Annotated in this window: 25 protein-coding genes and 1 riboswitch; of the genes, 20 read left to right on the forward strand and 5 right to left on the reverse strand. The window is 40.9% G+C overall.

Annotation, left to right across the window (positions count from 1 at the left end; translation table 11 throughout):
• Nucleotides 1-35: 35 nt before the first annotated feature.
• The 6 genes from MKX49_RS00915 to MKX49_RS00940 all read left to right on the forward strand — a co-directional run bounded on the left by MKX49_RS00915 (nucleotide 36) and on the right by MKX49_RS00940 (nucleotide 7,183).
• The gene (locus tag MKX49_RS00915; protein WP_048685189.1) at nucleotides 36-1,262 is read left to right on the forward strand and encodes an ROK family transcriptional regulator; all 1,227 of its coding nucleotides are present in this window, start codon (nucleotides 36-38) and stop codon (nucleotides 1,260-1,262) included.
• A complete protein-coding gene (locus MKX49_RS00920) occupies nucleotides 1,262-2,341 on the forward strand; it encodes an extracellular solute-binding protein (protein WP_283867069.1) in 1,080 nt (359 codons plus the stop codon). Before MKX49_RS00915 ends, MKX49_RS00920 begins: the two co-directional genes overlap by 1 nt.
• Before the next feature lie 15 nt (nucleotides 2,342-2,356).
• Complete coding sequence (locus MKX49_RS00925) at nucleotides 2,357-3,469, forward strand: ABC transporter ATP-binding protein (protein ID WP_323598824.1); 1,113 nt, start codon at nucleotides 2,357-2,359, stop codon at nucleotides 3,467-3,469.
• Nucleotides 3,466-5,154 carry an ABC transporter permease gene (locus MKX49_RS00930; protein WP_340874270.1) on the forward strand — a complete coding sequence of 563 codons (1,689 nt, stop codon included), beginning with the start codon at nucleotides 3,466-3,468 and terminating at the stop codon, nucleotides 5,152-5,154. Before MKX49_RS00925 ends, MKX49_RS00930 begins: the two co-directional genes overlap by 4 nt.
• Nucleotides 5,155-5,169: 15 nt before the next feature.
• Nucleotides 5,170-6,654 (forward strand): argininosuccinate lyase, encoded by a 1,485-nt coding sequence (gene argH / locus MKX49_RS00935; RefSeq protein WP_340874272.1) that lies wholly within the window; start codon nucleotides 5,170-5,172, stop codon nucleotides 6,652-6,654.
• Nucleotides 6,655-6,976: 322 nt separating this feature from the next.
• Nucleotides 6,977-7,183, forward strand: coding sequence for a hypothetical protein (locus MKX49_RS00940; protein ID WP_323598822.1), 207 nt, complete (start codon nucleotides 6,977-6,979; stop codon nucleotides 7,181-7,183).
• Between the two features lie 133 nt (nucleotides 7,184-7,316).
• Here MKX49_RS00940 and MKX49_RS00945 read toward each other — a convergent pair whose 3' ends face one another.
• The 3 genes from MKX49_RS00945 to MKX49_RS00955 all read right to left on the reverse strand — a co-directional run bounded on the left by MKX49_RS00945 (nucleotide 7,317) and on the right by MKX49_RS00955 (nucleotide 10,609).
• Complete coding sequence (locus tag MKX49_RS00945; RefSeq protein WP_336863800.1) at nucleotides 7,317-8,795, reverse strand: sodium:solute symporter family protein; 1,479 nt, start codon at nucleotides 8,793-8,795, stop codon at nucleotides 7,317-7,319.
• The gene (locus MKX49_RS00950; RefSeq protein ID WP_048685209.1) at nucleotides 8,792-8,992 is read right to left on the reverse strand and encodes a DUF3311 domain-containing protein; all 201 of its coding nucleotides are present in this window, start codon (nucleotides 8,990-8,992) and stop codon (nucleotides 8,792-8,794) included. Before MKX49_RS00950 ends, MKX49_RS00945 begins: the two co-directional genes overlap by 4 nt.
• Before the next feature lie 273 nt (nucleotides 8,993-9,265).
• Complete coding sequence (locus MKX49_RS00955) at nucleotides 9,266-10,609, reverse strand: amino acid permease (protein WP_340874277.1); 1,344 nt, start codon at nucleotides 10,607-10,609, stop codon at nucleotides 9,266-9,268.
• Nucleotides 10,610-10,804: 195 nt separating this feature from the next.
• Nucleotides 10,805-10,883, reverse strand: a riboswitch (glycine riboswitch).
• A gap of 493 nt (nucleotides 10,884-11,376) precedes the next feature.
• Here MKX49_RS00955 and MKX49_RS00960 point away from each other — a divergent pair.
• A complete protein-coding gene (locus MKX49_RS00960) occupies nucleotides 11,377-12,765 on the forward strand; it encodes an amino acid permease (protein WP_340874279.1) in 1,389 nt (462 codons plus the stop codon).
• Between the two features lie 24 nt (nucleotides 12,766-12,789).
• Here the strand turns inward: MKX49_RS00960 and MKX49_RS00965 are convergent, their stop codons facing one another.
• Nucleotides 12,790-13,008, reverse strand: coding sequence for a hypothetical protein (locus MKX49_RS00965; protein ID WP_340874281.1), 219 nt, complete (start codon nucleotides 13,006-13,008; stop codon nucleotides 12,790-12,792).
• Here MKX49_RS00965 and MKX49_RS00970 point away from each other — a divergent pair.
• Entirely contained in the window at nucleotides 12,999-13,166 is a 168-nt protein-coding gene (locus tag MKX49_RS00970; RefSeq protein WP_340874284.1) for a hypothetical protein, read from the forward strand. The genes MKX49_RS00965 and MKX49_RS00970 overlap by 10 nt on opposite strands.
• A 282-nt stretch (nucleotides 13,167-13,448) precedes the next feature.
• Nucleotides 13,449-13,523: a BBE domain-containing protein gene (locus MKX49_RS00975; RefSeq protein WP_419721567.1), complete on the forward strand. Its 75-nt coding sequence runs from the start codon at nucleotides 13,449-13,451 to the stop codon at nucleotides 13,521-13,523.
• Nucleotides 13,524-13,633: 110 nt separating this feature from the next.
• Here MKX49_RS00975 and MKX49_RS00980 read toward each other — a convergent pair whose 3' ends face one another.
• Nucleotides 13,634-13,846, reverse strand: coding sequence for a hypothetical protein (locus MKX49_RS00980; RefSeq protein WP_034305596.1), 213 nt, complete (start codon nucleotides 13,844-13,846; stop codon nucleotides 13,634-13,636).
• A 471-nt stretch (nucleotides 13,847-14,317) separates the two neighbouring features.
• On the opposite strand from MKX49_RS00980, the gene MKX49_RS00985 reads away from it, so the two are divergent.
• From MKX49_RS00985 to MKX49_RS01035, 11 genes are all read left to right on the forward strand, one after another.
• Nucleotides 14,318-15,229 (forward strand): LysR family transcriptional regulator, encoded by a 912-nt coding sequence (locus MKX49_RS00985; protein ID WP_340874287.1) that lies wholly within the window; start codon nucleotides 14,318-14,320, stop codon nucleotides 15,227-15,229.
• Nucleotides 15,230-15,362: 133 nt separating this feature from the next.
• On the forward strand, nucleotides 15,363-16,385 hold the full coding sequence (locus tag MKX49_RS00990; protein ID WP_340874289.1) for an LLM class flavin-dependent oxidoreductase: 1,023 nt from the start codon (nucleotides 15,363-15,365) through the stop codon (nucleotides 16,383-16,385).
• A 74-nt stretch (nucleotides 16,386-16,459) separates the two neighbouring features.
• Nucleotides 16,460-17,794 (forward strand): LLM class flavin-dependent oxidoreductase, encoded by a 1,335-nt coding sequence (locus tag MKX49_RS00995; protein ID WP_340874292.1) that lies wholly within the window; start codon nucleotides 16,460-16,462, stop codon nucleotides 17,792-17,794.
• A gap of 38 nt (nucleotides 17,795-17,832) precedes the next feature.
• Complete coding sequence (locus tag MKX49_RS01000; RefSeq protein ID WP_048678988.1) at nucleotides 17,833-18,093, forward strand: glutaredoxin family protein; 261 nt, start codon at nucleotides 17,833-17,835, stop codon at nucleotides 18,091-18,093.
• Nucleotides 18,094-18,214: 121 nt separating this feature from the next.
• Nucleotides 18,215-18,748, forward strand: a complete 534-nt coding sequence (locus MKX49_RS01005) for a GNAT family N-acetyltransferase (protein WP_063595209.1) — start codon at nucleotides 18,215-18,217, stop codon at nucleotides 18,746-18,748.
• Between the two features lie 20 nt (nucleotides 18,749-18,768).
• Nucleotides 18,769-19,593 (forward strand): transporter substrate-binding domain-containing protein, encoded by an 825-nt coding sequence (locus MKX49_RS01010; RefSeq protein WP_340874298.1) that lies wholly within the window; start codon nucleotides 18,769-18,771, stop codon nucleotides 19,591-19,593.
• A gap of 32 nt (nucleotides 19,594-19,625) precedes the next feature.
• A complete protein-coding gene (locus MKX49_RS01015; protein WP_340874300.1) occupies nucleotides 19,626-20,333 on the forward strand; it encodes an amino acid ABC transporter permease in 708 nt (235 codons plus the stop codon).
• Nucleotides 20,334-20,353: 20 nt separating this feature from the next.
• On the forward strand, nucleotides 20,354-21,064 hold the full coding sequence (locus MKX49_RS01020; RefSeq protein WP_340874301.1) for an amino acid ABC transporter permease: 711 nt from the start codon (nucleotides 20,354-20,356) through the stop codon (nucleotides 21,062-21,064).
• Nucleotides 21,061-21,831 (forward strand): amino acid ABC transporter ATP-binding protein, encoded by a 771-nt coding sequence (locus MKX49_RS01025; RefSeq protein WP_340874303.1) that lies wholly within the window; start codon nucleotides 21,061-21,063, stop codon nucleotides 21,829-21,831. Before MKX49_RS01020 ends, MKX49_RS01025 begins: the two co-directional genes overlap by 4 nt.
• Nucleotides 21,832-21,854: 23 nt before the next feature.
• A complete protein-coding gene (locus MKX49_RS01030; protein WP_340874305.1) occupies nucleotides 21,855-22,364 on the forward strand; it encodes a GNAT family N-acetyltransferase in 510 nt (169 codons plus the stop codon).
• A gap of 14 nt (nucleotides 22,365-22,378) precedes the next feature.
• Complete coding sequence (locus tag MKX49_RS01035; protein ID WP_340874308.1) at nucleotides 22,379-23,521, forward strand: amidohydrolase; 1,143 nt, start codon at nucleotides 22,379-22,381, stop codon at nucleotides 23,519-23,521.
• The last annotated feature ends 372 nt before the right edge of the window (nucleotides 23,522-23,893 follow it).

A 23,893-nucleotide genomic window follows, 5' to 3' on the forward strand; every position in this document is an offset into this window, starting at 1 on the left:
GATTTACTAACTAAATAATGTAAGGCCGTGATGTGATGAGTTTTAAAAGGACACCCAGTCATCAAAAATATGTAAATAAAAAAAGAATCATTCAATGCATCCAAGAATGTTCACCCATTTCAAGAGCTGAAATCGCCGTTAAGCTTCAGCTAAGTAAACCAACTGTTTCTCAGGCTGTGGATGAACTTATACAGGAGAAGTGGGTATTCGAGAAAGGAATAGGAGTATCCTCATCTCAAGGCGGGAGGAGGCCCATCCAGCTCTTTTTTAATGAAAAGGCTGCCTATATCATCGGTGTCGATATAGGCGGGACGAAAGTGAAAATCGTTTTAAGCGATTTAAGCGGCAACATCCTTGCTGACACTAGTTTTTCAACAAACACTTATTTAAATTCAGGGCTTCTTAAACAAATGGCGATTGAAACGGAGCGGTTAATTGCAAAGAATCAGATTGCGAAGGAAAGGATATTGGGGATGGGAGTCGGGATCCCTGGCATTACGCAAACGGCAAGCGGATTAGTAATAGAGGCACCGAGTTTAGGCTGGGTACAATATCCATTTATAGCAGAAGCGAAGCGTTATTTTGATTTCCCCATCTTTCTGGACAATGATGTAAACGCGGCTGCACTAGGTGAACAGTGGCTGGGTAATGCACAAAATAAGCGGAATTTGCTGTTCATTGCGGTTGGCACGGGAATCGGAAGCGGCATCATCTTGAATAACCAGTTATACAGAGGAGCTTCCAGTGCCGCTGGGGAAATGGGATATATGGTGACGGACAAAGAGGATATAAAACGTGAATTCAAGCCGATTTTCCATAGATACGGCTATTTGGAAAGTGTCGCAGGAGGCAAGTCGATTGGCGGTCATTTCACCAGGGAGGTCCTCAAGGATCCTCACCATTTTTTATTCGAACGGGCCAAATCTTCCGAACTATCAGGGGAGGATGCTTTTTTGGCAGCAAAAAAAGGAGACACGGCAGCTATGGCCATCATAAATGAAGCCATCGAACATTTAGCCTGCGGAATTGTCAATGCGGCTAGTTTGCTAAATCCGGAAGTGATCATTTTAGGAGGTGGTGTATTAAATTCTGCTGAATACATTTTACCTAGAATTCGGGAGGTCGTTGATCGATATCTTCCAAGTTTAGTAGAAATGAAAACTTCACAACTGGGAGAAAACGCAGGGGTGCTTGGAGCGGTTTCCCTTTTCTTAAGGGAACATGATGGCATTTTGAATTTTCGTGATGAGGGGGAATATTAATGAAAAATAGGAAAAAGTCGCTTGTTTCAGTACTGACCTTATCGGCAGCACTATTAATTTCGGGATGTAACGGTACAGATACGAAAACGAATTCGGATGCTGGCGAAAAGGGTGAGCTCGAAGATAAAATCGTTGTTTATTCGCCGCATGGCAAAGATATTTTATCAAAATTCGAAAAGCAGTTCGAAGATAAGTATGGTATTGATGTTGAGTGGCTTGATATGGGGTCTCAGGAAATCCTTGACCGTGTTCGTTCAGAGAAAAGTAATCCGCAGGCAGACGTTTGGTGGGGGGCACCTTCCACGAACTTCAATCAAGCAAAGGATGATGGGCTGCTGGCCGCTTATAAGCCTAGCTATTCCGATAGTCTCGATGAAGGATTCCGCGACCCGGAATGGTATTGGACAGGAACGAGCCAGACACCGGAAGTCATCATGTATAACAGCAAAGAATTATCAAAAGACGAGGTACCGAAAGATTGGGATGAGCTGCTTGATCCGAAATGGAAAGACGAAATCATCATCCGCTATCCGTTAGCCTCCGGAACGATGAGGACAATTTTTTCTGCGATGATCTATCGTACGTATAAGGATACAAATGATCCGAAAGAAGGGTATGACTGGTTAAAGAAGCTCGACCAAAACACGAAGGAATATTCAGCGAATCCTGAAATGATGTATAACAAGGTAGCCAAAGGAGAGGGCTCACTTTCCGTTTGGGCAATGCCGGATGTCGTCATGCTGAAAGAGAATAAAAATTATCCATTTGAGTTCGTCATTCCAGAAAGCGGAACGCCAGTATTGACAGAAGGTATCGCCATCGTTGAAGGTGCCAAGCATCCCAAAGCGGCTGAAGCCTTTTATGAGTTCGTGAATTCACCAGAAGCCGCAAAAACATTAGCAGAAGAATTTTACAGGATTCCGACCAGAAGTGATGTGAAGGGTTTACCTGAATGGATCACGGAAACGGAAATTAAAGCGATGGAAATTGATTGGAAGGCATTCCAGGAAAAAGGTGACGAGTGGATGAAATACTGGGACGAAAATATTAAAAGTGGAGATAAAGAAATTAAAGAATAAGGAAGTGTCGTTGGGATGGCGTCAATAAAAATAGAGAATGTCCAAAAAGCCTTCGGGAAAACGATAGCTGTTGACCAGTTAAATCTGGACATCAAAGAAGGTGAGTTTTTTACCTTTCTTGGTCCAAGCGGCTGCGGTAAAACGACAACACTTCGGATGATTGCCGGTTTTTATTATCCAACTAAAGGTGTCGTCCGATTTGGCGACAAAGATATGACGCGTGTACCTCCGGAGAAAAGAAATACAGGCATGGTTTTTCAAAACTATGCCCTCTTTCCCCATATGACTGTTTTTGAAAATGTAGCGTTTGGCTTGCGTGTGAGAAAGGTTTCTTCTGCTGACTTAAAGAAGAGAGTGCTGGATGCTCTCCAAAAGGTCAGGCTGGAGAGCTACTCGAATCGTCAAGTGAGCCAGTTAAGCGGAGGACAGCAGCAGCGGGTGGCCCTTGCGAGAGCACTGGTCATTGAACCGGAAATATTACTGCTGGATGAACCATTAAGTAATCTGGATGCCAAGCTTCGTGATGAAATGAGAGTGGAAATCTTAAGGCTGCAGCGTGATTATAAGATTACCACCATTTATGTCACACATGATCAGGCTGAGGCATTATCCATGAGTGATCGAATCGCTGTGTTCAATTATGGTGTATGTCACCAGGTCGGGACGCCAACAGAAATTTATAATCGGCCGGCCAATGATTTTGTGGCGAGTTTTATAGGCGAAATTAATCTTTTGCCCGTTCAAGTTGAAAAAGTTCAACAAGATAATATAGAGGTTGCCCTTAAGAATAGTGAACAACCGATTAAATTGAATGTGGGAAATCAAGCTAGGGACGGAATTTCAATCATACAGGGTGATGCTGACCTTGCTGTTTCGATTCGTCCTGAAGCAATCAGGATTCTGGATGTGACCGAAGAAGGAATGAATATCTTTAAAGGTAAAATAAATTCCGTCCAATTCTTTGGATCTGTTGTGAATGTCATGGTGGATGTTCAAGACGTGTTACTGAGGGTCGACGTATTTAACACCCATGATTTTGGATACTTTTATCAAGGAAAGGAAGTGTATGTCCAGCTTCCCGAGAAACAGCTGCGTCTTATCCCTGTCATAAGCGGTGATGCGACATGATTAAAAATCGTGATACGAGATTGACGGTTTGGCTCCTTATACCAGTTGTATTGGTGCTTATCGCATATGTACTCTACCCGTCAGTGAGGACCTTTATTGAAAGTCTGCACAAAGACGGAACGATATCCCTTGGAAATTATCAGGACTTCTTCGTACAGGAATCGAAAACGAACTTAGAGGCTCTTTGGAATTCTGTTTATATATCCTTATTGAGTGTATTGGTCAGTGCCTTGATTGGCATTCCGCTCGCATTCATTTTTAACCGTTACGATTTTCCCGGCAGAAGCTTCTTTTCATCAGCAGCGATTTTGCCGATTGTCCTTCCATCATTGGTAGGGGTCATGGCCTTTATGTTTTTATATGGAGAATCGGGTTTGATTCCAAATGCCATCAAGGACCTGTTTGGTCTCGAGAAGGTTCCATTCAAGATTGGCGGGGTATCGGGAATCCTTATCGTGCATGCCTATACGATGTATGTTTATTTTTATATGACCGTATCCGCTGCAATCAATAAAATAGATCCGTCACTTGAAGAAGCGGCGTATAACTTAGGCGCAAATAAAATCAAGGTTTTTTTGAAGGTGACATTTCCATTATTGACACCTGCCATCGTTGCCGCTTCACTACTTGTTTTCATGATATCGATGGCTTCTTTCAGTGCCCCGTTTTTATTAGCTGGCGGATACAGGGTGTTAAGCCTGCAAATTTATTTTTCAAAAATCAATGGTGATATGGAAATTGCCGCTACTCAATCCGTCATCCTATCCATCGTTTCGATTTCATTTCTATTATTCATGCGTTGGTATCAGAATAGGAAGGATTATCGCATGGCTTCGAAAGGAATAGGCGCACACAGGAGTGAAGTGAGGAACCCATTTATGAAATGGGTGATGGTCCTAACTGGTATCATCGGCGTAATTGTTTTGCTTTTACCGCACTTTACGATTCTATTGCTTTCACTTGTGCCGGATGGAACCTGGACATTTCAAACGTATCCCACAGTATTTAATGTGGAAAATTACAGGCTTTTGTTTGAAGACCCTAATATCTTCAAACCGTTAAGAAATAGTTTACTGATGGCGGTTATTGCAACGTTGGCAAATCTGGTGTTTGGGGTCATAGCGTCTTATGTACTTGTCAAACGGAAATTCGTCGGGAAAAGCTTTGTCGATATTCTGGTCATGATTCCTTGGGCGTTGCCTGCAACGGTCATAGGGATGAACTTGATATTCGCATTCAATGAACCTAGCGTTTTTTCTTTCGGTCAAATCTTGGTAGGAACATTTTGGATTTTGCCGCTTGCCTATTTCATCAGGCATATTCCACTCGTTGTCCGGTCGACTAATGCCGTTCTGGAGCAGCTGGATGATTCGATTGAGGAAGCAGCCAGAAACTTGGGGGCTAAGTGGTTTTATACCTTCAGAAGGGTCATATTTCCGATTATTATGCCTGGTGTTTTATCAGGGACATTATTGGCATTTATCGAATCTGTGGGGGAATTCCCGACCTCGGTCCTGTTGTACACGATTTCAAACAGGCCCATATCCATTGAAATCATGAATCAGCTTCGGATGTTCAATATGGGGCAGGCCGCTGCCTATGGGATGATTCAAATCACGCTGATTGTAATCGTTCTCTTAATTTCGAACAAGTTTTTTGGAATCAAAGCGGAAAAAGCTTTATAAATCGGAGGTTCAAAGATGAGCAGGCTTGAAGAATTTATCAAAAATGAAGGTAGTGTCTTTCCAGGAAAAACCTATGCTAGAGAGCTTCTGATGCCTGTTTTTAATGATCAAAGAGATTACTTATTTGATGCAATGTTCGATATTCATCGGGCACATGTCATCATGCTTTCGGAACAAAAGATCATTAAAGATGAAGAGGCGAAAACCATGCTTGATGGGATTCGGAAAGTGGCCCAAACAGATCTCGCGCAGTTGACCTATCAGCCCCAATTCGAAGACTTATTCTTCATGATGGAGGCAAAGATCGGTGAGGAAATCGGCCATGAACTTGCAGGGAAGATTCATATCGGCCGCAGTCGTAATGATATGGGGGTTGCGATGTACCGGCTTGTTTTGAGAGGTCATCTGCTCCAATTGGTTGGCTATGCAAACCAATTGAGTGAAGCATTCTTGGTGCATGCTGAAAAACATACAGAAACCTATATTACAGGTTACACGCATACCCAACCGGCTCAGCCGACTACAATAGGACATTACTTTTTAGCCATTTATGATGTGCTTCAAAGGGATATTGGCCGGTTATGGGCAGCCTATGAAACGGTTAACCAATCCCCTTTGGGTGCAGCCGCGTTAACGACCACCGGCTTTCCGATCAGTCGGAACCGTACGGCTGAACTGCTTGGGTTTGATTCGGTGATTGAAAATTCCTATGACTCGATAGGCGGGGCAGATTATTTATTGGAAACCGCAACTGCCATCATGACGTGCATGGTCAATACCGGAAGGTGGATCCAAGATTTCCTGCAGCATGTGACAAGGGAGTTTGGTACATTTCACGTGGCGGACCCTTATGTTCAAGTGAGCAGCATCATGCCGCAAAAAAGGAATCCTGTCTCCATTGAACATTCCCGTTCGATTGCAAGCAGTGCGTATGGTGATGCACTTGCTGCAATGAATATGATTCACAATACACCATTTGGTGATATCGTCGATACGGAAGATGATTTACAGCCGCATTTATATCGGGCTTTTTCGAATGCAGGCCGTGTCATGAAACTAATGTATGCCGTCATATCGACTTTGAAAGTAAATGAAGAACATACAAAGAAACTGGCCGCAAAATCCAGTATAACGGTTACTGAATTAGCGGATACCCTATCAAGAGATTACGACATATCCTTTAGAAAAGCCCATTCGATAGCCAGTCATATTGCAAAAAAGTCGATTAGTGAAGGGAAAGAGCTATATGATTGGGACACACAAGAAATCAACAAGATCATAAATGAATTCGTTTCAGTGAACATAGCAGAAGATGAATGGAAAAAAATAATCTCTCCCGAATATTTTGTGGAAATCAGAAGCATTCAAGGCGGGCCCTCCCCGAAAGAGGTTACGAGAATGATTGTAAATAGAAAACAAAAACTGGAACAAGAGTTGCAGGAATATAAGAAAGTGGTCAAAGAATTGAATGATGGCAGGAAGGCTTTAGTGGATTACTGAAATGAACTTTAACGGGCATGAAAGTCACGAGTATTTGCTTCAAACTCACGAGTAAAAGCATGAAATTCACGAGTATTTGCTCCTAACTCACGAATAAAAGCATGAACCTTCTGAAGAGAGTTTTTTTGTTGGCTCGGAAGCAATACGATCCATTTTACTGAGAAAGCTTCATATTTTATGATATATAGTCATTCTTTATCAGGGTGGCTATTTATTTTGGATTTTTAATGCAACTGAGTCATCCCCAGAGACAATGAATGTAGATTTATTCCTAAAAACAATTCTATTATTTGGAAAACATATAATATGAGGAGGAATGTTAATGTCAAATAGATATCAGTTCGGTGTTATCCTGATTTTAATAGCTTTCGTAATATCGATTACTTTTTGTTTGAATCCGGAAGTCTTATTAAGAGGTGGATATGATTTAGCTATTGATGGTCTGGTAGTATCCAGAACCTTGATGATTATTTTTTCGTTGTATTTATTAGTTAAAATAGGGGATTTGTTTATAAACAGAAAAGATTAATAGTCTAAAATGAGGTTTCCTATAAACAATATTGAGAAAAAGACACTATACTTGGCTGTCGATAATAAGTAAGGCTCAGTCTTTTGACTGAGCCTCCAATGTTTATTTATCCATAACCAGTTTCAAATTTGCTTCATATATCGTTAATGGATTTAGGTTCCAACTGAACCGCGTGCTTTCTGAAAGCAATACTCACCGTGATCATCACAATGAAATTGACTGCCAATGCAATGATTCCCACATTCAAATCTTTTGCTGCTTGCGGCAAGGATGGAAACAAGGTCCCTATTGTCGATTGGCTGAGTGTAATGCAGATTACGATGGCCAATCCGGTAATGATGCCGGCGATTGCGCCAAATTTATTGATCGGATTATTCCTTTTCAGACTAAAGAGAAGGGATGGAAAGAGCTGTGTGATGAGACTGTATCCCATAAGAATTAATGCCGACATCGTTTCGCCGCCGTTTAAGGTGAAGTAGACGGCTATAAGGGCAATGATTGGCACAAGGAACTTTGCCAATCGTACAATGTGGCGATCGGATACGGCAGGTGCAAATTCCTTATAAACGTTTTTCGCGAGCAGTGTAGCGACGCTCATCAAAAGCATGGATCCCGGCACCAATGCGGTCAACAATCCAGCGCCGCCGATTATGCCTATAAACCATGGATCAAAGGTCTCGATCGAAAGGCGCAGCAATGAGAGGTCTGCATCTGCCCCAACGAGTCCGGGCACTTTCAATATAGCTGTAAACCCAACGAAAAAGACGAATAACAGCATGAGTGTATATAAAGGGCTGATGATGGCGTTCTTTCGAAATACCTTGCCGCTGCGTGCTGAATAAACAGCGCTGAAAACCTGTGGCCACATATAGAAACCGAATACGAGCAATATTACCGTGGAGATGAACCATGATACGCTAAGTCCCTGATCTGGGAACTTAAGAAAACCAGGCTTGGCCGCATCAATCGCTTCAAACATCGGCTGAAATCCGCCAAAGTAATGAATCGGCAGATAAATCCCCAAAAATCCTATTATGGCGACCATCATGATATCTTTAATGACCGCTGTCCAAACTGAACCGTGTATACCGGAGATCATCACATAAATGGTAAGGCTGATCGCCCCCATCCAAACTGCCTCAGACATAGAGATGGCACCATAAGATGCTTCTGAAACAATGATCCCCAATCCTTTCAGCTGCACGACGATCACTGGAATCATCGACACCACACCGACAAGCGCAGCCAAAATTCCTAAACCGGGACTCTTATATTTGCTTACAAAGAAATCGGATTGAGACATCAGTTTATTTTCCTTGGCATATCTCCATATTTCCGGCAGGAGCCAATAGGATAATACGTAAGACAAAGTAATGTAAATTAGAACATATAGTGCGGGTGCGCCCTTGCCATAAGCCCAGCCGCTGCCGCCCAGGAAGGAGAAGGTCGTATAGATTTCCCCGGCCATCAGCAGAAAGACGAATATCGCACCAAAACCGCGTCCGCCAACCGTCCATTGTTCCAAGTCCATATCTTTTCCTTTTGAAGAGCGTATGCCTAAAAATATCGATAGAAGTAAAAATGCTAAAATGATTAAGAGAGCAATATTCATTCCTGGTCACCTTCCCGATTCCTGGGATCCAGCTTATACATGATGCCCAGTATGGCAGAGGTAAGGACCACCCACATAGCCATCCAGAACATATTGAAAGGCATCCCTAATACATATGGTTCTATTTTATTAACAAAAGGCAGAAATCCTAGTATGCCTATAAAAGGAACTAGAGTAAGAATATATATAATCTTCATTAAACAACCCCCTCCGTTTTAAATAAAGTGAAACGCCCACCAATGGGGGTTTATTCTTCAATGCCACTGATGGATATGTGAACCGAACCGGATGAAAAATTCATACATGACGGAAAAGGTCCGATAATATATATTAGCTTACACTATTTTGATATAAAATTTAATGCAGTTGCCTGATATATTTGAGCAACTGTGCGCAGACAGCCGAACAATGATATGTTCATAAAACAGATAAAGCCTTGAATTCATATTGAGTTCAAGGCTTTATTTCCTTTAGCTATATTTTTTCCTAGAGTTATATAGTATTACCAAAAGTATGAACCAGATTGGGGTCAAGAGCAGTGATAGTCGTGTAGCTTCAGCGAATAGCATAACAATAAGGATGAACAGGAATAATCCTAATATGGCGTAATTGACAAAGGGTGTAAAAGGAGCCTTGAAAGTCGATTTTGCTCTTAGGTCAGGCCTTGTTTTCGAATATTTGATATGGGAAATCAAGATAATGCTCCATACCCATATGAAACAGATGGCACTGATGGTCGTCACGACGGTAAATGCCTGTTCAGGTATCAGTTTGCTTAATAATGCCCCTATTGATACAACGATTGTGGATGTTAATAAGGCATTGCTCGGAACAGCCTGTTTATTTAATTTTTCCAGTTTAGCAGGGGCTTCGCCATTCCTGCTTAACGTATAAAGTATTCGGCTCGTTGAAAATAAACCGCTGTTGCATGCAGAAGCAGCGGATGTCAAAACGACGAAGTTGATGATCCCTGCAGCGACAGGAATGCCGATTAACGCAAAGACCTCTACAAATGGGCTGCTTGTGGCATCCAGTTGTGTCCATGGGTTGACGCAGAGAATGACGAATAGTGCCCCAACATAGAAAAGTAAAATCCGGACAGGGATTTTATTGATTGCAGATGGAATGTTCTTTCTCGGGTTTGCCGTTTCTGCTGCAGAAACCCCGACCAATTCGACACCGACAAATGAGAAGACGACCAGCTGTAAAGATAATAGGAATCCAGAAATGCCATTAGGGAACATGCCCCCATGATTCCATAGGTTCGTTAGGGAAACCGTTCCGCTATTGGTATTGAAGCCGATGATCAGAAGGAAGATTCCTACGATGATCAAGGCGATTATCGTGATTACTTTAATGATGGCAAACCAGAATTCCAATTCGCCAAAGATCTTAACGGTCAATAGGTTCAATCCTAACAGAATGACCAGGCATAGCAGAGCCGGAATCCATTGAGGGACATCAAACCAATATTGCATATAAACACCGACAGCTATGATATCGGCCATTGCGGTCATGATCCAACAAAACCAATATGTCCAACCTGTCACGAAGCCGGCCCATGGACCGACATATTCAGTTGCGAATTCAGTGAATGATACATACCCTGCATTGGATAAGAGCAATTCCCCCAGGGCCCTCATCACAAAAAACAAGGCAATCCCTATTATCAGATAAGAGAATAATATGGAAGGCCCCGCCAATTGTATGGCTTTTCCGGAACCTAAAAATAAACCGGTGCCAATGGTTCCTCCTATTGCAATCAGTTGTACATGTCGATTTTTTAAATCTCTTTTTAATTCTTGTTTAGCCAATTCGTACGCCCCCGTTTTTATAGTCTTGGTAGTGAAGTGAATGAGTTTACCTGCATGGTCTTGGAGAGAGGGACGTGATTGTCGTCCAGCTTGCCTTTCCCATTTGTTGTTTTAGTCCAATCACAAAATGGACAATAAAAAAAGAGATTGGATAATACCAATCTCTTAAAGGGTTCAGAATAACAATATATCATTCGTTACTCTTCTGTCCTTTTGCCTGAGATTGTGAATCCTTCGGCGCTGCATCTTGTACAGTCTCTCCAGAAGCTGCTCCTGCTATAGTGTCATCCATAGCATTCATCGCTTGCTTTTATGCGGTTGTGAAGAAAGTCAGTCAGTATAATTTTCCACTGCTTGATCATTCATTATGCTTATAAAATAATATTGGAATTCTATCATCTATTTTTCGGTAGGTCAACAATTTTTTTGAAAGGAAACAGGCATTATCTGTAGTTTAATAGTGGTCTTAATTTTTATAAAGGTACTTGAAAAATTTATTTTTTTGGATGATCACTATTATGAAATATTGATCATCATTTTTTAAAAATGATATTTTTCGATTAGGAAAATTGCCAAGATATATTTGGCAACTGTTTATTTCAAAAATACAATTGTATTTTTACAGAATATTTACTATTATAAGATAAGAAAACATAAATGAAGTGTTATTGATATTTTTTCGATAGAGCATTTCTAACCGCAATAATTAATAAGTTCGTGGTAAGGATAGAAAAGCATTACCGATATTGCATCTGGGGGAGTTAAACATGTCGAACAAGGAATTAAAGAGAGGGCTAGAATCACGTCACATTCAAATGATAGCTTTGGGCGGAACCATCGGTGTCGGGTTATTCATGGGATCGGCGAGCACGATCAAATGGACAGGGCCCTCTGTAATGCTTGCTTATGCCATCGCAGGTATTTTTATATTTTTCATCATGCGTTCCATGGGTGAGATGCTTTATTTAGAACCGACTACAGGTTCTTTTGCAACCTTTGCGAGCAGCTATATACATCCTTTGGCAGGTTATATGACTGCTTGGAGCAATTGGTTTCAATGGGTAATCGTCGGAATGTCCGAAATCATTGCGGTTGGCTTGTATATGCAATATTGGTTCCCGGAGTTACCGGCCTGGATACCAGGTGTGGTCGCCATGTTCATCTTGGGAGCGGCCAACCTCATTTCCGTTAAATCCTTCGGGGAATTTGAATTCTGGTTTGCACTTATAAAAATCATAACGATTATATTGATGATCGTTGCCGGCCTAGGCCTTATCTTCTTTGGAATAGGGAATGGCGGGGATGCGATTGGATTATCGAATCTTTGGGAAAATGGCGGCTTCTTTACGGGAGGCTGGACAGGATTCTTCTTTGCGCTTTCGCTTGTCGTGGCTTCCTATCAAGGCGTTGAGCTTATCGGCATCACAGCCGGAGAAGCGAAAGACCCAACGAAGACCGTAACAAAAGCGATCCAATCAATCATATGGCGCATATTAATTTTCTATATTGGTGCCATATTCGTCATCGTGACAGTCTTCCCTTGGGATCAACTGGATGACTTAGGCAGCCCATTCGTTTCAACCTTTGCTAAAATAGGTATCACAGCAGCAGCAGGCATCATCAATTTTGTCGTAATCACTGCGGCAATGTCTGGATGCAACAGTGGTATTTTCAGTGCAGGGCGTATGCTTTACACACTGGCATTGAATGGCCAAGCTCCGAAAATCTTTGCTAAAGTATCTAAAAATGGAGTGCCGGCATATTGTACGATCGCTGTACTTTTAGGATTGGGCATCGGAGTTATCCTGAACTATCTTGCACCGCCGCAAGTATTCCTTTATGTGTACAGTGCGAGTGTTTTACCTGGGATGATTCCATGGTTTGTCTTACTGATCAGTGAGCTTAAATTCAGAAAGGTAAATGCCGCTGAAATGGAGAAACATCCGTTCAAAATGCCGTTGGCCCCTTACAGTAACTATGCGACAATAGCCTTTTTACTGATGGTGCTGGTAGGTATGTGGATCAATCCTAGTACAAGGATTTCCTTGGTTGTCGGGATCGTTTTCCTAGCCTTGGTAATAGCAAGTTATTACATGCTGAAAATGGATAAACGAACACCATTGGACGTTAAATCCGATGATGAGATTTCAGGATAAGAAATTCTATTAAAAAGCCCTTCTCTAATTCGAGAAGGGCCTTTTTTGTCCTTGTAGATCAATTGTGGAATTCACGAGTAAAACAGCGAAACTCACGAGTAAAGTCGTTGGATTCACGAGTAAAACAGCGAAACTCACGAGTAAAGTCGTTGGATTCACGAGTAAAACAGCGAAACTCACGAGTAAAGTCGTTGAATTCACGAGTAAAACAGCGAAATTCGCGAGTAAAGTCGTTGAATTCACGAGTAAAACAGCAAAACTCACGAGAAGAAGTTGAATTCACGAGTAAAACAGCGAAACTCACGAGTAAAGTCGTTGAATTCACGAGTAAAACAGCGAAATTCGCGAGTAAAGTCGTTGAATTCACGAGTAAAACAGCAAAACTCACGAGAAGACGTTGAATTCACGAGTAAAACAGCGAAACTCACGGGTAAAGTCGTTGAATTCACGAGTAAAACAGCGAAACTCACGAGTGTAGCTAATTTGCCCCCGTAACAAGGGGGCCAGCAGGGGGAATGAATCAATAAGCTTAGGAATATGTCTTCTTGCCAGATTTTTTCATAGGATGTTGCCCGAGGAAGGGGCTATCTTTTGGAAAGAACAAAGCTTACCGGGCGTATCGTTACACCATTAAAGATTGACCAGTTGCTTAATATGGAGGAAATTTTAAACGGCTTCGAGTAGTGAAAACGAGGTATGATCCATACAATGCGTTTAAGTTCCCACAAAGCATACCGCCATTAAATAAGTGGGGTTGAAAAAGCTTGGATTCACCAAAAACATTCGTTATATAAAGGCCTATTCCTGAATTTGGATATAGGCCTCTTTCTTCTTGTTTTGAATCAATTAATCGAGATAATCCCCAGAATCATTCCGCTTGCTGAGCTTGTACTGTACTGTAAACCTGATTTACGGAAGATTGGGCTTGTGCGATTTCTTGAGCCGCTTGTTTAATGGCTTCTTGTGCCAAAGTTGGATCCGAGGAAGATTTTTCAATTGCTTGTGAAAGTAAGGTTTGCGTAAGGGTAACGTTTGCTTTTGCTTGATTTAATTGATTGATATCAATTTGTTGTTGAGGCATGTAGTTTCTCTCCTTATGTCATTATTAGAATTACTCCATTAGGATGACCTTTCTTTTCTTTTTTATAAGAAGAAAAAAATATAACGTAGACAGGATGTACAGCTTGGAAAAGTTCTGAAAAGGCCAAAAAAGTCCATTGGGGTAAACAATTTAACAATCCAAATTCGTAAAAAAGGTGCATCCTTAGGATTGAAAAGCGGGCAGAAAGAGAACGGAATTATTCGTTTTATTTACTTAGAATCCTGAAATTTTCATCTGCATATTGATATCAAATTGTAAGATAATGAAAAAAAATCGTGACTTATTCGTTGTTCAGTTATTTAAATTATACTTTACTTATTGGATTTATCAGATTAAAATCGGAGAAAGAATCATTATAAGAGGATGAGCTGATTGGACAACCGAAAGCTCCTGAACGCGATAAGCGAACAGGAGCTTTTTGCGTTCATTTTGGAAAAAGGAGTTGGCAAGATGAATATTGATCATATTGAAGCTTTTATGTATGTTGTTCACCTTAATAGTTTTCATAAAGCCGCAGAGGCAATGTTTTTATCACAGCCAACGGTTTCGGCAAGGATTAAGACGCTTGAGAGTGAACTCGATTCAGTATTATTTGAGAGGCAAGGAAGAGGAATTATTTTAACTGAAAAAGGGAAAGCCTTCATTCCATTTGCGGATCAAATAATTCGTACCTTTCACCAGGGGAAAAAGCAGTTGAAAACAGGAAGCGAACTGGAGGAAATAACGATAGGGGCTAATATCATTACATCGCAATACTTTATTCCATTTGCTCTTCCTCTATGGAAAAAGGAAAACCCAAATTTACGCTTTAAATTTATTTCAGCAACAAATGATGCATTAATGGAAAAATTGCTTCAGAAACAGGTTGATATAGCCTTTATGAAGGATGTTACACATAGTGGTCTGCAAAATTACAAAACCCTTGATAATTCAATTCGTTTAGTCGTGTATCCAGGACATCCATTTCAACTTCGAACTGGGCTAACAGTACAGGAATTAGCAATGCAGCCGTTGGTATTTTTTGAGTGTGGTGCGCTTGACTGGAACCACGTTCATAAAATTTTTGAAGTATCAAATGTAGAGCCGCGCATTGATTTTCAGGTTGATCACCTGGAAGTGGCGAAGTCGCTAATTCTTAGCAGAAGCTGTATCGGATTTTTACCGTACTTATGTATTAAAAAAGAGTTAGAACAGGGAACTTTGATTGAAGTGGATGTGTCACATTTAATCAAGATAAAGCAGCACATCTATCTGACGCATTTAAATCACGGGATGGAATCCCCTTTATTATGGAAAGACATTCTTTTATCAATAAGGAAATTTGAGAAAAACCATCAGCAATTACAGATACAATCGAATTGATAGATATTTTCTATCAATACAATATTTTTTTCTATTAGTAAAACCATTGCCATTAGCATGTTTTAGGTGATAGGATATGTCAAAATATAATTATTCGCATAAGTAAACTTTGAATTAAATAGGAGGAGAGAATATGAGTTATAAGCTTGGCATTTTAGACCAGAGCCCGATATTTCCAGGGGCTTCAGCATTTGATGCACTACAGCAAACCATTAATCTGGCCAGACTTGCAGAAGAGTGGGGGTATACCCGTTTCTGGGTATCGGAACATCATCATGCCGAACAGCTGGCGGGGTCTTCCCCGGAAGTTTTGATTTCTTATTTATTAGCTCAGACAAAGTCGATTCGGGTAGGGTCCGGAGGTGTTATGCTTCAGCATTATAGTCCATATAAAGTGGCGGAAAACTTTCACGTATTATCGAATCTTTCGCCAGGCAGGGTAGACCTTGGCATCGGAAAGGCACCAGGTGGGCTCCCCTTATCAACGAAGGCGCTACAGTTTGGAACTGTGAATGATGGAAAAGATTTCGAAGAGCGGTTATCTTTCCTGCAAGAAATAATCGAAAATTCAGTTAATGAAACTCACCCGCTTGCAGGCATTCAAGCGACACCGCTACCTTCCGAAAAGCCTAAGCTGTTTCTGCTTGGTGCAAGTGCCGACAGTGCCAGGTTAGCAGCTGAACTTGGGATAGCTTATGTATTTGCTCGATTTATCAACAGTAATGAAACTGTACTTGAAGATGCTGCACACATTTACCAAAGTATCTATCCAACAGGTAGCTTTAAGGTATCGGTTTCAGTGATTGCTGCTCCTTCACAACATGAAGCGGAACAGTTAACAGGTGATCAGAAGATTGTGAAAGTTCATCTCAAAAGCGGTCGCTCTGTCACGGTCCAAACCTTAGCGCAAGCAGAGTTATTCGGGAAGCAGTCTGGGGAGCTTTACGAAATAGAAGAACAGGATTCCGATATTATTGCTGGAACTCCTTCTTATGTAAAAGAAGTCTTAGCAAATTTACATGAAAAGTACGGGGTAGATGAGTTTATCCTACATTCGCCAATTTTAAAGGAAGCAGAAAGGTTCAGATCTTTTCGATTGTTGAGTCCACTTCAATTAGCCTTATCTGAAGTGAAACACGTTACGAGCCAAAATTAAAAGGGCCTCAGCAATTAGGGGAGATGTGGGATGTCAGCATAGTTGAAAACCGACTAATTAAAGGAGGAGTATCGATGTCTGAACAGAGAAAGTTGAAATTTGGAGCGCTTATTCATGGAGTTGGAGGGAGTATATCTGGTTGGAGACATCCAGACATTCAAGCAGATGCCAGTGTTAGTCTTGAATTTTATAAGGAGCAGGCCCAGAAGGCTGAAGAGGGAAAGTTCGATTTACTTTTCATTGCTGACGGATTGTTTATCAATGAGAAGTCAATACCGCATTTCTTAAATCGATTTGAACCACTTACCATTTTATCCGCACTCGCTGCTTTCACATCAAGAATAGGGCTTGTCGGAACAGTTTCCACCTCATACAGTGAGCCATTTACTGTAGCTCGGCAATTTGCTTCACTTGATCACATTAGTCAAGGTCGTGGCGGATGGAACCTTGTTACTACCCCTCTTGAGAGTACGGCCTTGAACTATAACAAAACGATTGAAGAACACCCTGATCATGCCAAACGCTATCGGATAGCATCAGAATATATACAAGTCACCAAGGGACTTTGGGATTCATGGGAGGATGACGCGTTTACTCGGGATAAAGAGTCCGGTGAGTTTTTTGATCCTTCTAAAATGCATCAATTAAAGCATAAAGGAGAATTTTTCTCCGTGCAAGGACCACTCAACATTGCCAGATCTAAACAGGGGAGACCTGTCGTTTTTCAAGCTGGTTCATCAGAAGCTGGCAAAAATTTTGCGGCTAAAGAAGCGGATGCAATCTTTACAGGTCAACCAACATTGGAAGATGCCAAGATATTTTATCAAGATGTAAAAAACAGGGCTATTGCATTCGGGAGAAATCCTGATGAAATTGTTATTCTGCCAGGTATCGCGCCAATCATTGGTGCAACTGAGGAAGAAGCGGAGCACAAATATCAAGAACTCGCTAACCTGGTTTCTATAGATAAGGCGCTTGACTATTTGGGACGATACTTCGATCATCATGATTTTTCCCAATATGAACTGGATGCATCTTTCCCAGATCTCGGAGACATCGGAAAAAACAGTTTCCGAAGTACGACTGACCGAATCAAACAGGAAGCGAAGGAGAAACAGTTAACGCTCCGTCAAGTAGCACTTAAGGAGACAACACCCCGGACTTCTTTTATTGGAACTCCCGAGAAAGTAGCGCATCTGATTCAGCAATGGTTTGAAGAGAAGGGTGCGGACGGATTTATCTTTTCTTCAAGTGTTCCAAATGCTTTAAGTGACTTTGTAGACTATGTGATCCCTATCCTTCAAAAAAGGGGAATATATCGTACTGAATATGAAGCAGAAACATTAAGAGGCAACTTGGGGCTTCCATTCCCGGAAAATCGTTATGCGAAAGAAAGCATTAAACAATGATTGAAGAATCAATTTAAAAATTGAAGGAGGAATAAGAATTGGGAGAAGCGTTATCTGTCGTCGTTTGGTCAAAACAAGGATGTCACTATTGCGAAGAGGTTAAACAATACTTAAAAGAAAAGGAGATCGCTTATCAAACGGTGGATGTTACAAATCATGATGATCGGCGAGATATTTTAGAAATCAAATATGGTGTTCGGTATGTGCCCATTATTGAAATTGGGCGAGGTAGCGTATATGAGAGCGTTACGGAAATTGGAATTCCTAATCTTGAAAAAGTGCTTAAACGTGTACAATAACAAAAAATCACGCGATTAAAACTGAGTCTAAAAGAATGACTGATTGAATTAAGGAAAGATTGCATAAATAAATCCGACTATTCTTGTGTAATTAATATGTTATAGAAAAGGGGAGTTAATCATGACACAGCTAATCCGTCTTGCCACTGTAAAGGATGCTCCCGAAGTGCTAAACGTTACACTTCGGGCTTATGAACCAATCAGGGAATTGAATATTAACTTTCTCGCTGCGACTGCTGATTTGCAGCTAGTGACGAATAATATTCGGCGGAATCTCACTTATGTTTTAGAACAAGAGGGCCAAATTGTTTCCACTGTGACAGTTCGTCATCCATGGAATGATCCTGATCAGTTCAGTCCTTACCCATTCATTTGGTGGTTTGCAGTCGACCCCCTATACAAACAAAAAGGTTTTGGCTCGACTTTGTTAACCTGGGTGGAAGAAAACATACTTCGGAAACAGGTGAAAGCGCCGGCCGTCTATTTGGCGACAGCTGAACGTCATCCTTGGCTTGTTTCCATTTATGAAAGAAGAGGCTATGAGATTTTTGCTGAACGAGATCACGATGGAGAAAAAATTGTGTATCTTCGTAAAATTCTAGATGAAACGCTGTATCGCATTATTGAAAATAAAGAACCAATTGTTAGTAATTAAAAATGTTCGGGGGAATTGAGATGAAAAAAACATTATTACTTGTCATGGCACTGCTACTTACTTTTTTGGGAGCTTGCTCTTCGAATGAAACAACGAGTACAGCAAAATCCAGTTCTGGAGATTCAAAGGATAAAAAAGTTCGGAAGATCATTGTCGGAACTGGGACGCAATTCCCTAATATTTGCTTTTTGGATAGTAATGGTAAGCTGACAGGGTATGATGTCGAGTTGGTTCGTCAAATCGATGAAAAGCTGCCTGAATATGAATTTGAATTTAAAACGATGGAATTTTCTAATCTATTATTAAGTTTAGAAACGAACAAAATAGATTTTGTTGCGCACCAAATGGAGGTGAATGATGAACGAAAAGAAAAATTTCTATTTAATAAAGAACCATATAATGTCTTTCCCCTTCAAGTTACAGTTCATCAGGACAACAATGATATTCACTCCATTAAAGATCTAAAAGGAAAAAAAGCGATAGTGAGTGCAACGAGCAATTCTGCTGTTTTTCTTGAAAAGTATAATAAAGAAAATAATGCCGGTATTGAAATTGTCTATTCTGGTCAAGGCGTAGATGATACGAAGAATCAAATCAAAACCGGTCGGGCGGATGCTACCATTACTACACCATTTGCCGTCGACTTCTTAAATAAACAAGCAGATGCACAGCAAAAGGTTGTGGGTGAGCCGCTTCTTAATTCAAAAGTATACTTTTTGCTAAGAAAAGACGAAACGCCTTTACAGAAGAGAATTGATGAAGCACTTGTGGAACTGAAAGAAGAAGGGGTAGTTAGCGAACTAAGTAAAAAGTGGCTGGGCGCAGACTATTCAGTGGGATTTTAATTAGATAGTAGTAAGCGCGGAGGTGCTAAAGCATGGGGAAAGCATTTGATCCTTCATTAATCGTCGATTTCATTCCGACATTAATATATTATCTTGGAGTAACATTGCAAATTCTGGCAGCATCCGTTTTATTAGGAATGGTCATCGGGATAGCGGCAGCCATCCTGAGAATATTTCGTATCCCTGTCTTGAATCAATTTGTCATATTATATATTTCATTCATTCGGGGAACGCCTATTTTAATACAATTATTTCTAGTTTTTTATGGGCTGCCTGCAATCCTGATATTCATTAATATTGATATTTCAAGAATGGATGCTCTGTATTTTGTCATTATTACGTATGCATTAAGTAATGGGGCGCATTTCGCAGAAATATTCCGGGGAGCAATTAAGGCTGTCGATTACGGGCAAACGGAAGCAGCATATTCTGTTGGCATGAATAATAGTCAAAGCTTTTTTAGAATTGTGCTTCCTCAGGCCATACGGATTGCTTTTCCGAATATCGCAAACTCTATTATCGGATCCTTAAAGGATACCTCACTTGCCTTTACCATTGGCGTAATGGATATGATGGGGAGGGGAGAGACATTGATTGCCGCAACTGCACATGCTCTCGAAGTCTATCTCTCATTGGCCGTTATCTATTATGCAGTCGTGCTATTGTTCGAGAAGATATTCAGACTTTATGAAAACCGCATTAATCGGCATCAATCTGTTGATGTGTCTGTTACTGGATAACAAAGGGAGGAGGGAAGGACTTGACGATTGATATATTATTCATTTGGACTGCTTTTAAGGAGATTATTAGAGCACTTCCGATCACACTTATCTTAACGATTCTTCCTCTTCTTGCAGGTTTTATTATCGGTCTCGCTGTTGCCTTGATTAGGATTTATAAAGTGAAATTTCTAAGTGGAATTGCAAATGGCTATGTTTCCTTCTTTAGAGGAACACCGATTATCATGCACATAATGCTCATCTATTTCGGTTTTCCATTATTAATCGATAAAATTTCTAAAAAGTTTGATTTGGGTATTCAATCTAATTCCATTCCGATCATTTTATTTGTCTTAACCGCCTTATCGTTGAGTTCGGGTGCCTATTTGTCGGAAATATTCAGATCGGGAATTATCAGTGTCTCCAATGGCCAAATGGAGGCAGCCTATTCCGTGGGGATGAATTCGTTTCAAGCCATGACGCGAATTGTTTTGCCACAGGCCATTGCACAGTCCATCCCGAATTTCACGAATATCTTCATTGGATTTCTTCATACGTCATCCATTGCTTTCATTGTATCGCAAAAAGAAATGACAGGAGCAGCCAATATTGTTGCATCCACCAATTTGAAATTTTTGGAGTCTTTTATCGCTGCTGGTTTGATTTATTGGGGTCTCACAATCATTGCAGAGGGGCTTTCGTTTTTAATTGAGAAAAAGGTCACTGCCTATAATCGAGGAGGAGTACAATGATTTATTTAAAAGATATAAAAAAATCATTTAACCAGCAGCCTGTTTTAAAAGGGATTAATTTGAAAATAGACAAGGGAGAAGTAGTTACCATTCTAGGACCAAGTGGATCTGGGAAAACGACCCTGCTTAGGTGCTTGAATTTTCTGGAGAAACCAGAAGAGGGTATCGTTCAAGTGGGAGATATACAGGTGAAGCCCAAGAAGGCGACCAAAAGGGAAATCTTGTCCCTTAGAAGACAATCGGCGATGGTTTTTCAGCATTATAACTTATTTGCTCATAAAACTGTTTTGGAAAATGTAATGGAAGGGTTAATTGTTACAAAAAAATATAAGAAAGCTGAAGCGAAACGGGAAAGCGAGCTGTTATTGGAAAAAGTAGGTTTGGGAGATAAGCGTAACCATTTTCCTTCGCAATTGTCAGGAGGTCAACAGCAACGTGTTGGAATTGCCAGGGCACTTGCTTTAAATCCGGAGGTCATTCTATTTGACGAGCCAACGTCGGCACTCGACCCTGAGTTGGTTGGGGAGGTGCTTTCTGTCATAAAAGCAATTGCACAGGAAGGCATCACGATGGTGATTGTAACCCATGAAATGAGTTTTGCTAAAGAGATATCGGATCGTGTTCTTTTCATGGATGGCGGGGTGATTGTAGAAGAAGGTTCACCATTGGAGATTTTCAATGCTCCAAAGGAAGATCGAACACGAAAATTTTTAAATCGGATATCAAGAGATTTTTCCGTATCGTTTTTAGAAGAAAGGGCCAATTAAAGGAAGGGGCAAAAGGAGGACGTATGATTAATACAATCGTAGTCGATGAATTGATTGAAGCGGATAAAGAGACGGTGCGCCGCTTATTGGTAGAGAGTTATCAACAATATGAACATGAATATTCGAACCCGGAAGCTTGGAAAGGATATTTAAAAAATATTGAATCCTCGGTGGATAATCCACATGTTGATAAGGTGTTGGTTGCAAAGTGCAATCAGGATATCCTTGGCACATTACAGCTTTTTCAGTCATCTGAAAAAGCCTATGAAAAGCCGGAACTTGGGATTTTTTCACCAATCATTCGGTTGTTGGCCGTTCATCCCGAATCAAGGGGACGCGGTATCGCTCAGGAATTATTAAAGGCTAGTGTAAATTATGCAAAATCGCAAGGTGCGTCTAATTTGTATCTACATTCTACTGATAAGATGCATAAGGCCATTAAACTATATGAATGGTTTGGCTTTAAACGGGATCGAACGAAGGAATTTCAAAATCATGATATTTTAGTAAAATGCTATCGCTTGGATTTATAGAAGGAGGCGACTGTATGAGTCGAGAGCTGGAAAAGCGCTTAATATCGATACGGCGCCATTTACATCAATATCCTGAGTTATCAAATGAAGAATTTGAAACGACAAAATCAATTCAAAATTGGCTCGAGGAAGAGGGCATTGAAATCCGTCATACAGGATTGAAAACAGGTGTTTTTGCAGATATAAAGGGTGGCAGACCCGGACCGACAGTAGCCATAAGGGCGGATATTGATGCTCTTCCAATTGAGGAACGAACCGGGCTTCCATTTGCTTCGAAAGTAAAAGGGGTGATGCATGCTTGCGGCCATGATTTTCATACGGCAGCTGTTATAGGTGCTGCCTACCTTTTGAAAGAATATCAATCAGAGTTGTGCGGGACAGTGCGATTGCTTTTTCAACCCGCAGAAGAATTAGGTGGCGGAGCGGTACATGTGATAAAAGATGGTCAAATTGACGATGTAGCGGCTGTGATTGGGCTGCACAATAAACCCAATTTGCCTGTCGGTACCATTGGGATAAAAGATGGTCCGTTAATGGCGGCAGTAGACCGTTTTCATGTTGTTCTTCAAGGGAAGGGGAGCCACGCGGCCATCCCTCAACACGGAAAAGATCCAATAGCGGCAGCGGCTCAGCTTATTACCGCTCTTCAAACTATCGTCAGCCGGAATGTATCCCCATTAGAAAGTGCCGTGGTGAGTGTTACGAGAATAACAGGTGGAAACACGTGGAATGTAATTCCGGGTGACGTCATATTGGAAGGAACGATTCGAACCTTTAGTTCTGGGATCCGCGAAGAAGTAAAAGAAAAGTTTTATTCGATTGTGAATCATATTGCTGCTGCTTTTTCACAGGAAGCTGAGATTGGTTGGTTTCCTGGACCGCCCGCGCTTCTTAATCATCCGGCAGTCACAGAGATGGCACGCAGGTCTGCTCGGCAGCAATCATTGCATGTAATCAATCCAGAACCTTCAATGGGTGGTGAAGATTTCGCTTATTACCTTCAACATATCCCCGGTACCTTTGCCTTTTTTGGTACAAACGGAAACGAAGACTGGCATCATCCAGCTTTTACTGTTGATGAAAAAGCCATTATTAAGGCCGCTCATTTTTTATATGAAAGTGCCAAGGATTTATTATATAACCATGGTAAGTGGTGAACATACATGACAAAGGTGCCAGACACATTTTCGTGCCTAGCACCTTTGTTGTTGTAATTCCTAAGGTTTCGGTCAAATTTGATTTCAAGCATATTCATGATGCGAACATTCCCCCCATTTTAGCTTCCACACATAGCCACTCTTCATTTTTTTATTCCAGCTTTTCATAGACTCCTCTCTCCATTTCTCTTCCTCTCATTGATTAATCTTATTCTGATAGCGGTATGAAGATAAATCTCAAACCATGATAGGCGAGAGCGTGGTTAATTATTAGGCAAAGGCATTCCAAATTCATAAGTAATTGATAGAATTTTTTTATCAATTAAATAAATTTTTCTATCAAATAAGGTGTTGTCAAGTGCTTGTTTACAA

It is taken from the genome of Peribacillus sp. FSL M8-0224 (assembly GCF_038003055.1).
Lineage (GTDB): Bacteria > Bacillota > Bacilli > Bacillales > DSM-1321 > Peribacillus > Peribacillus frigoritolerans.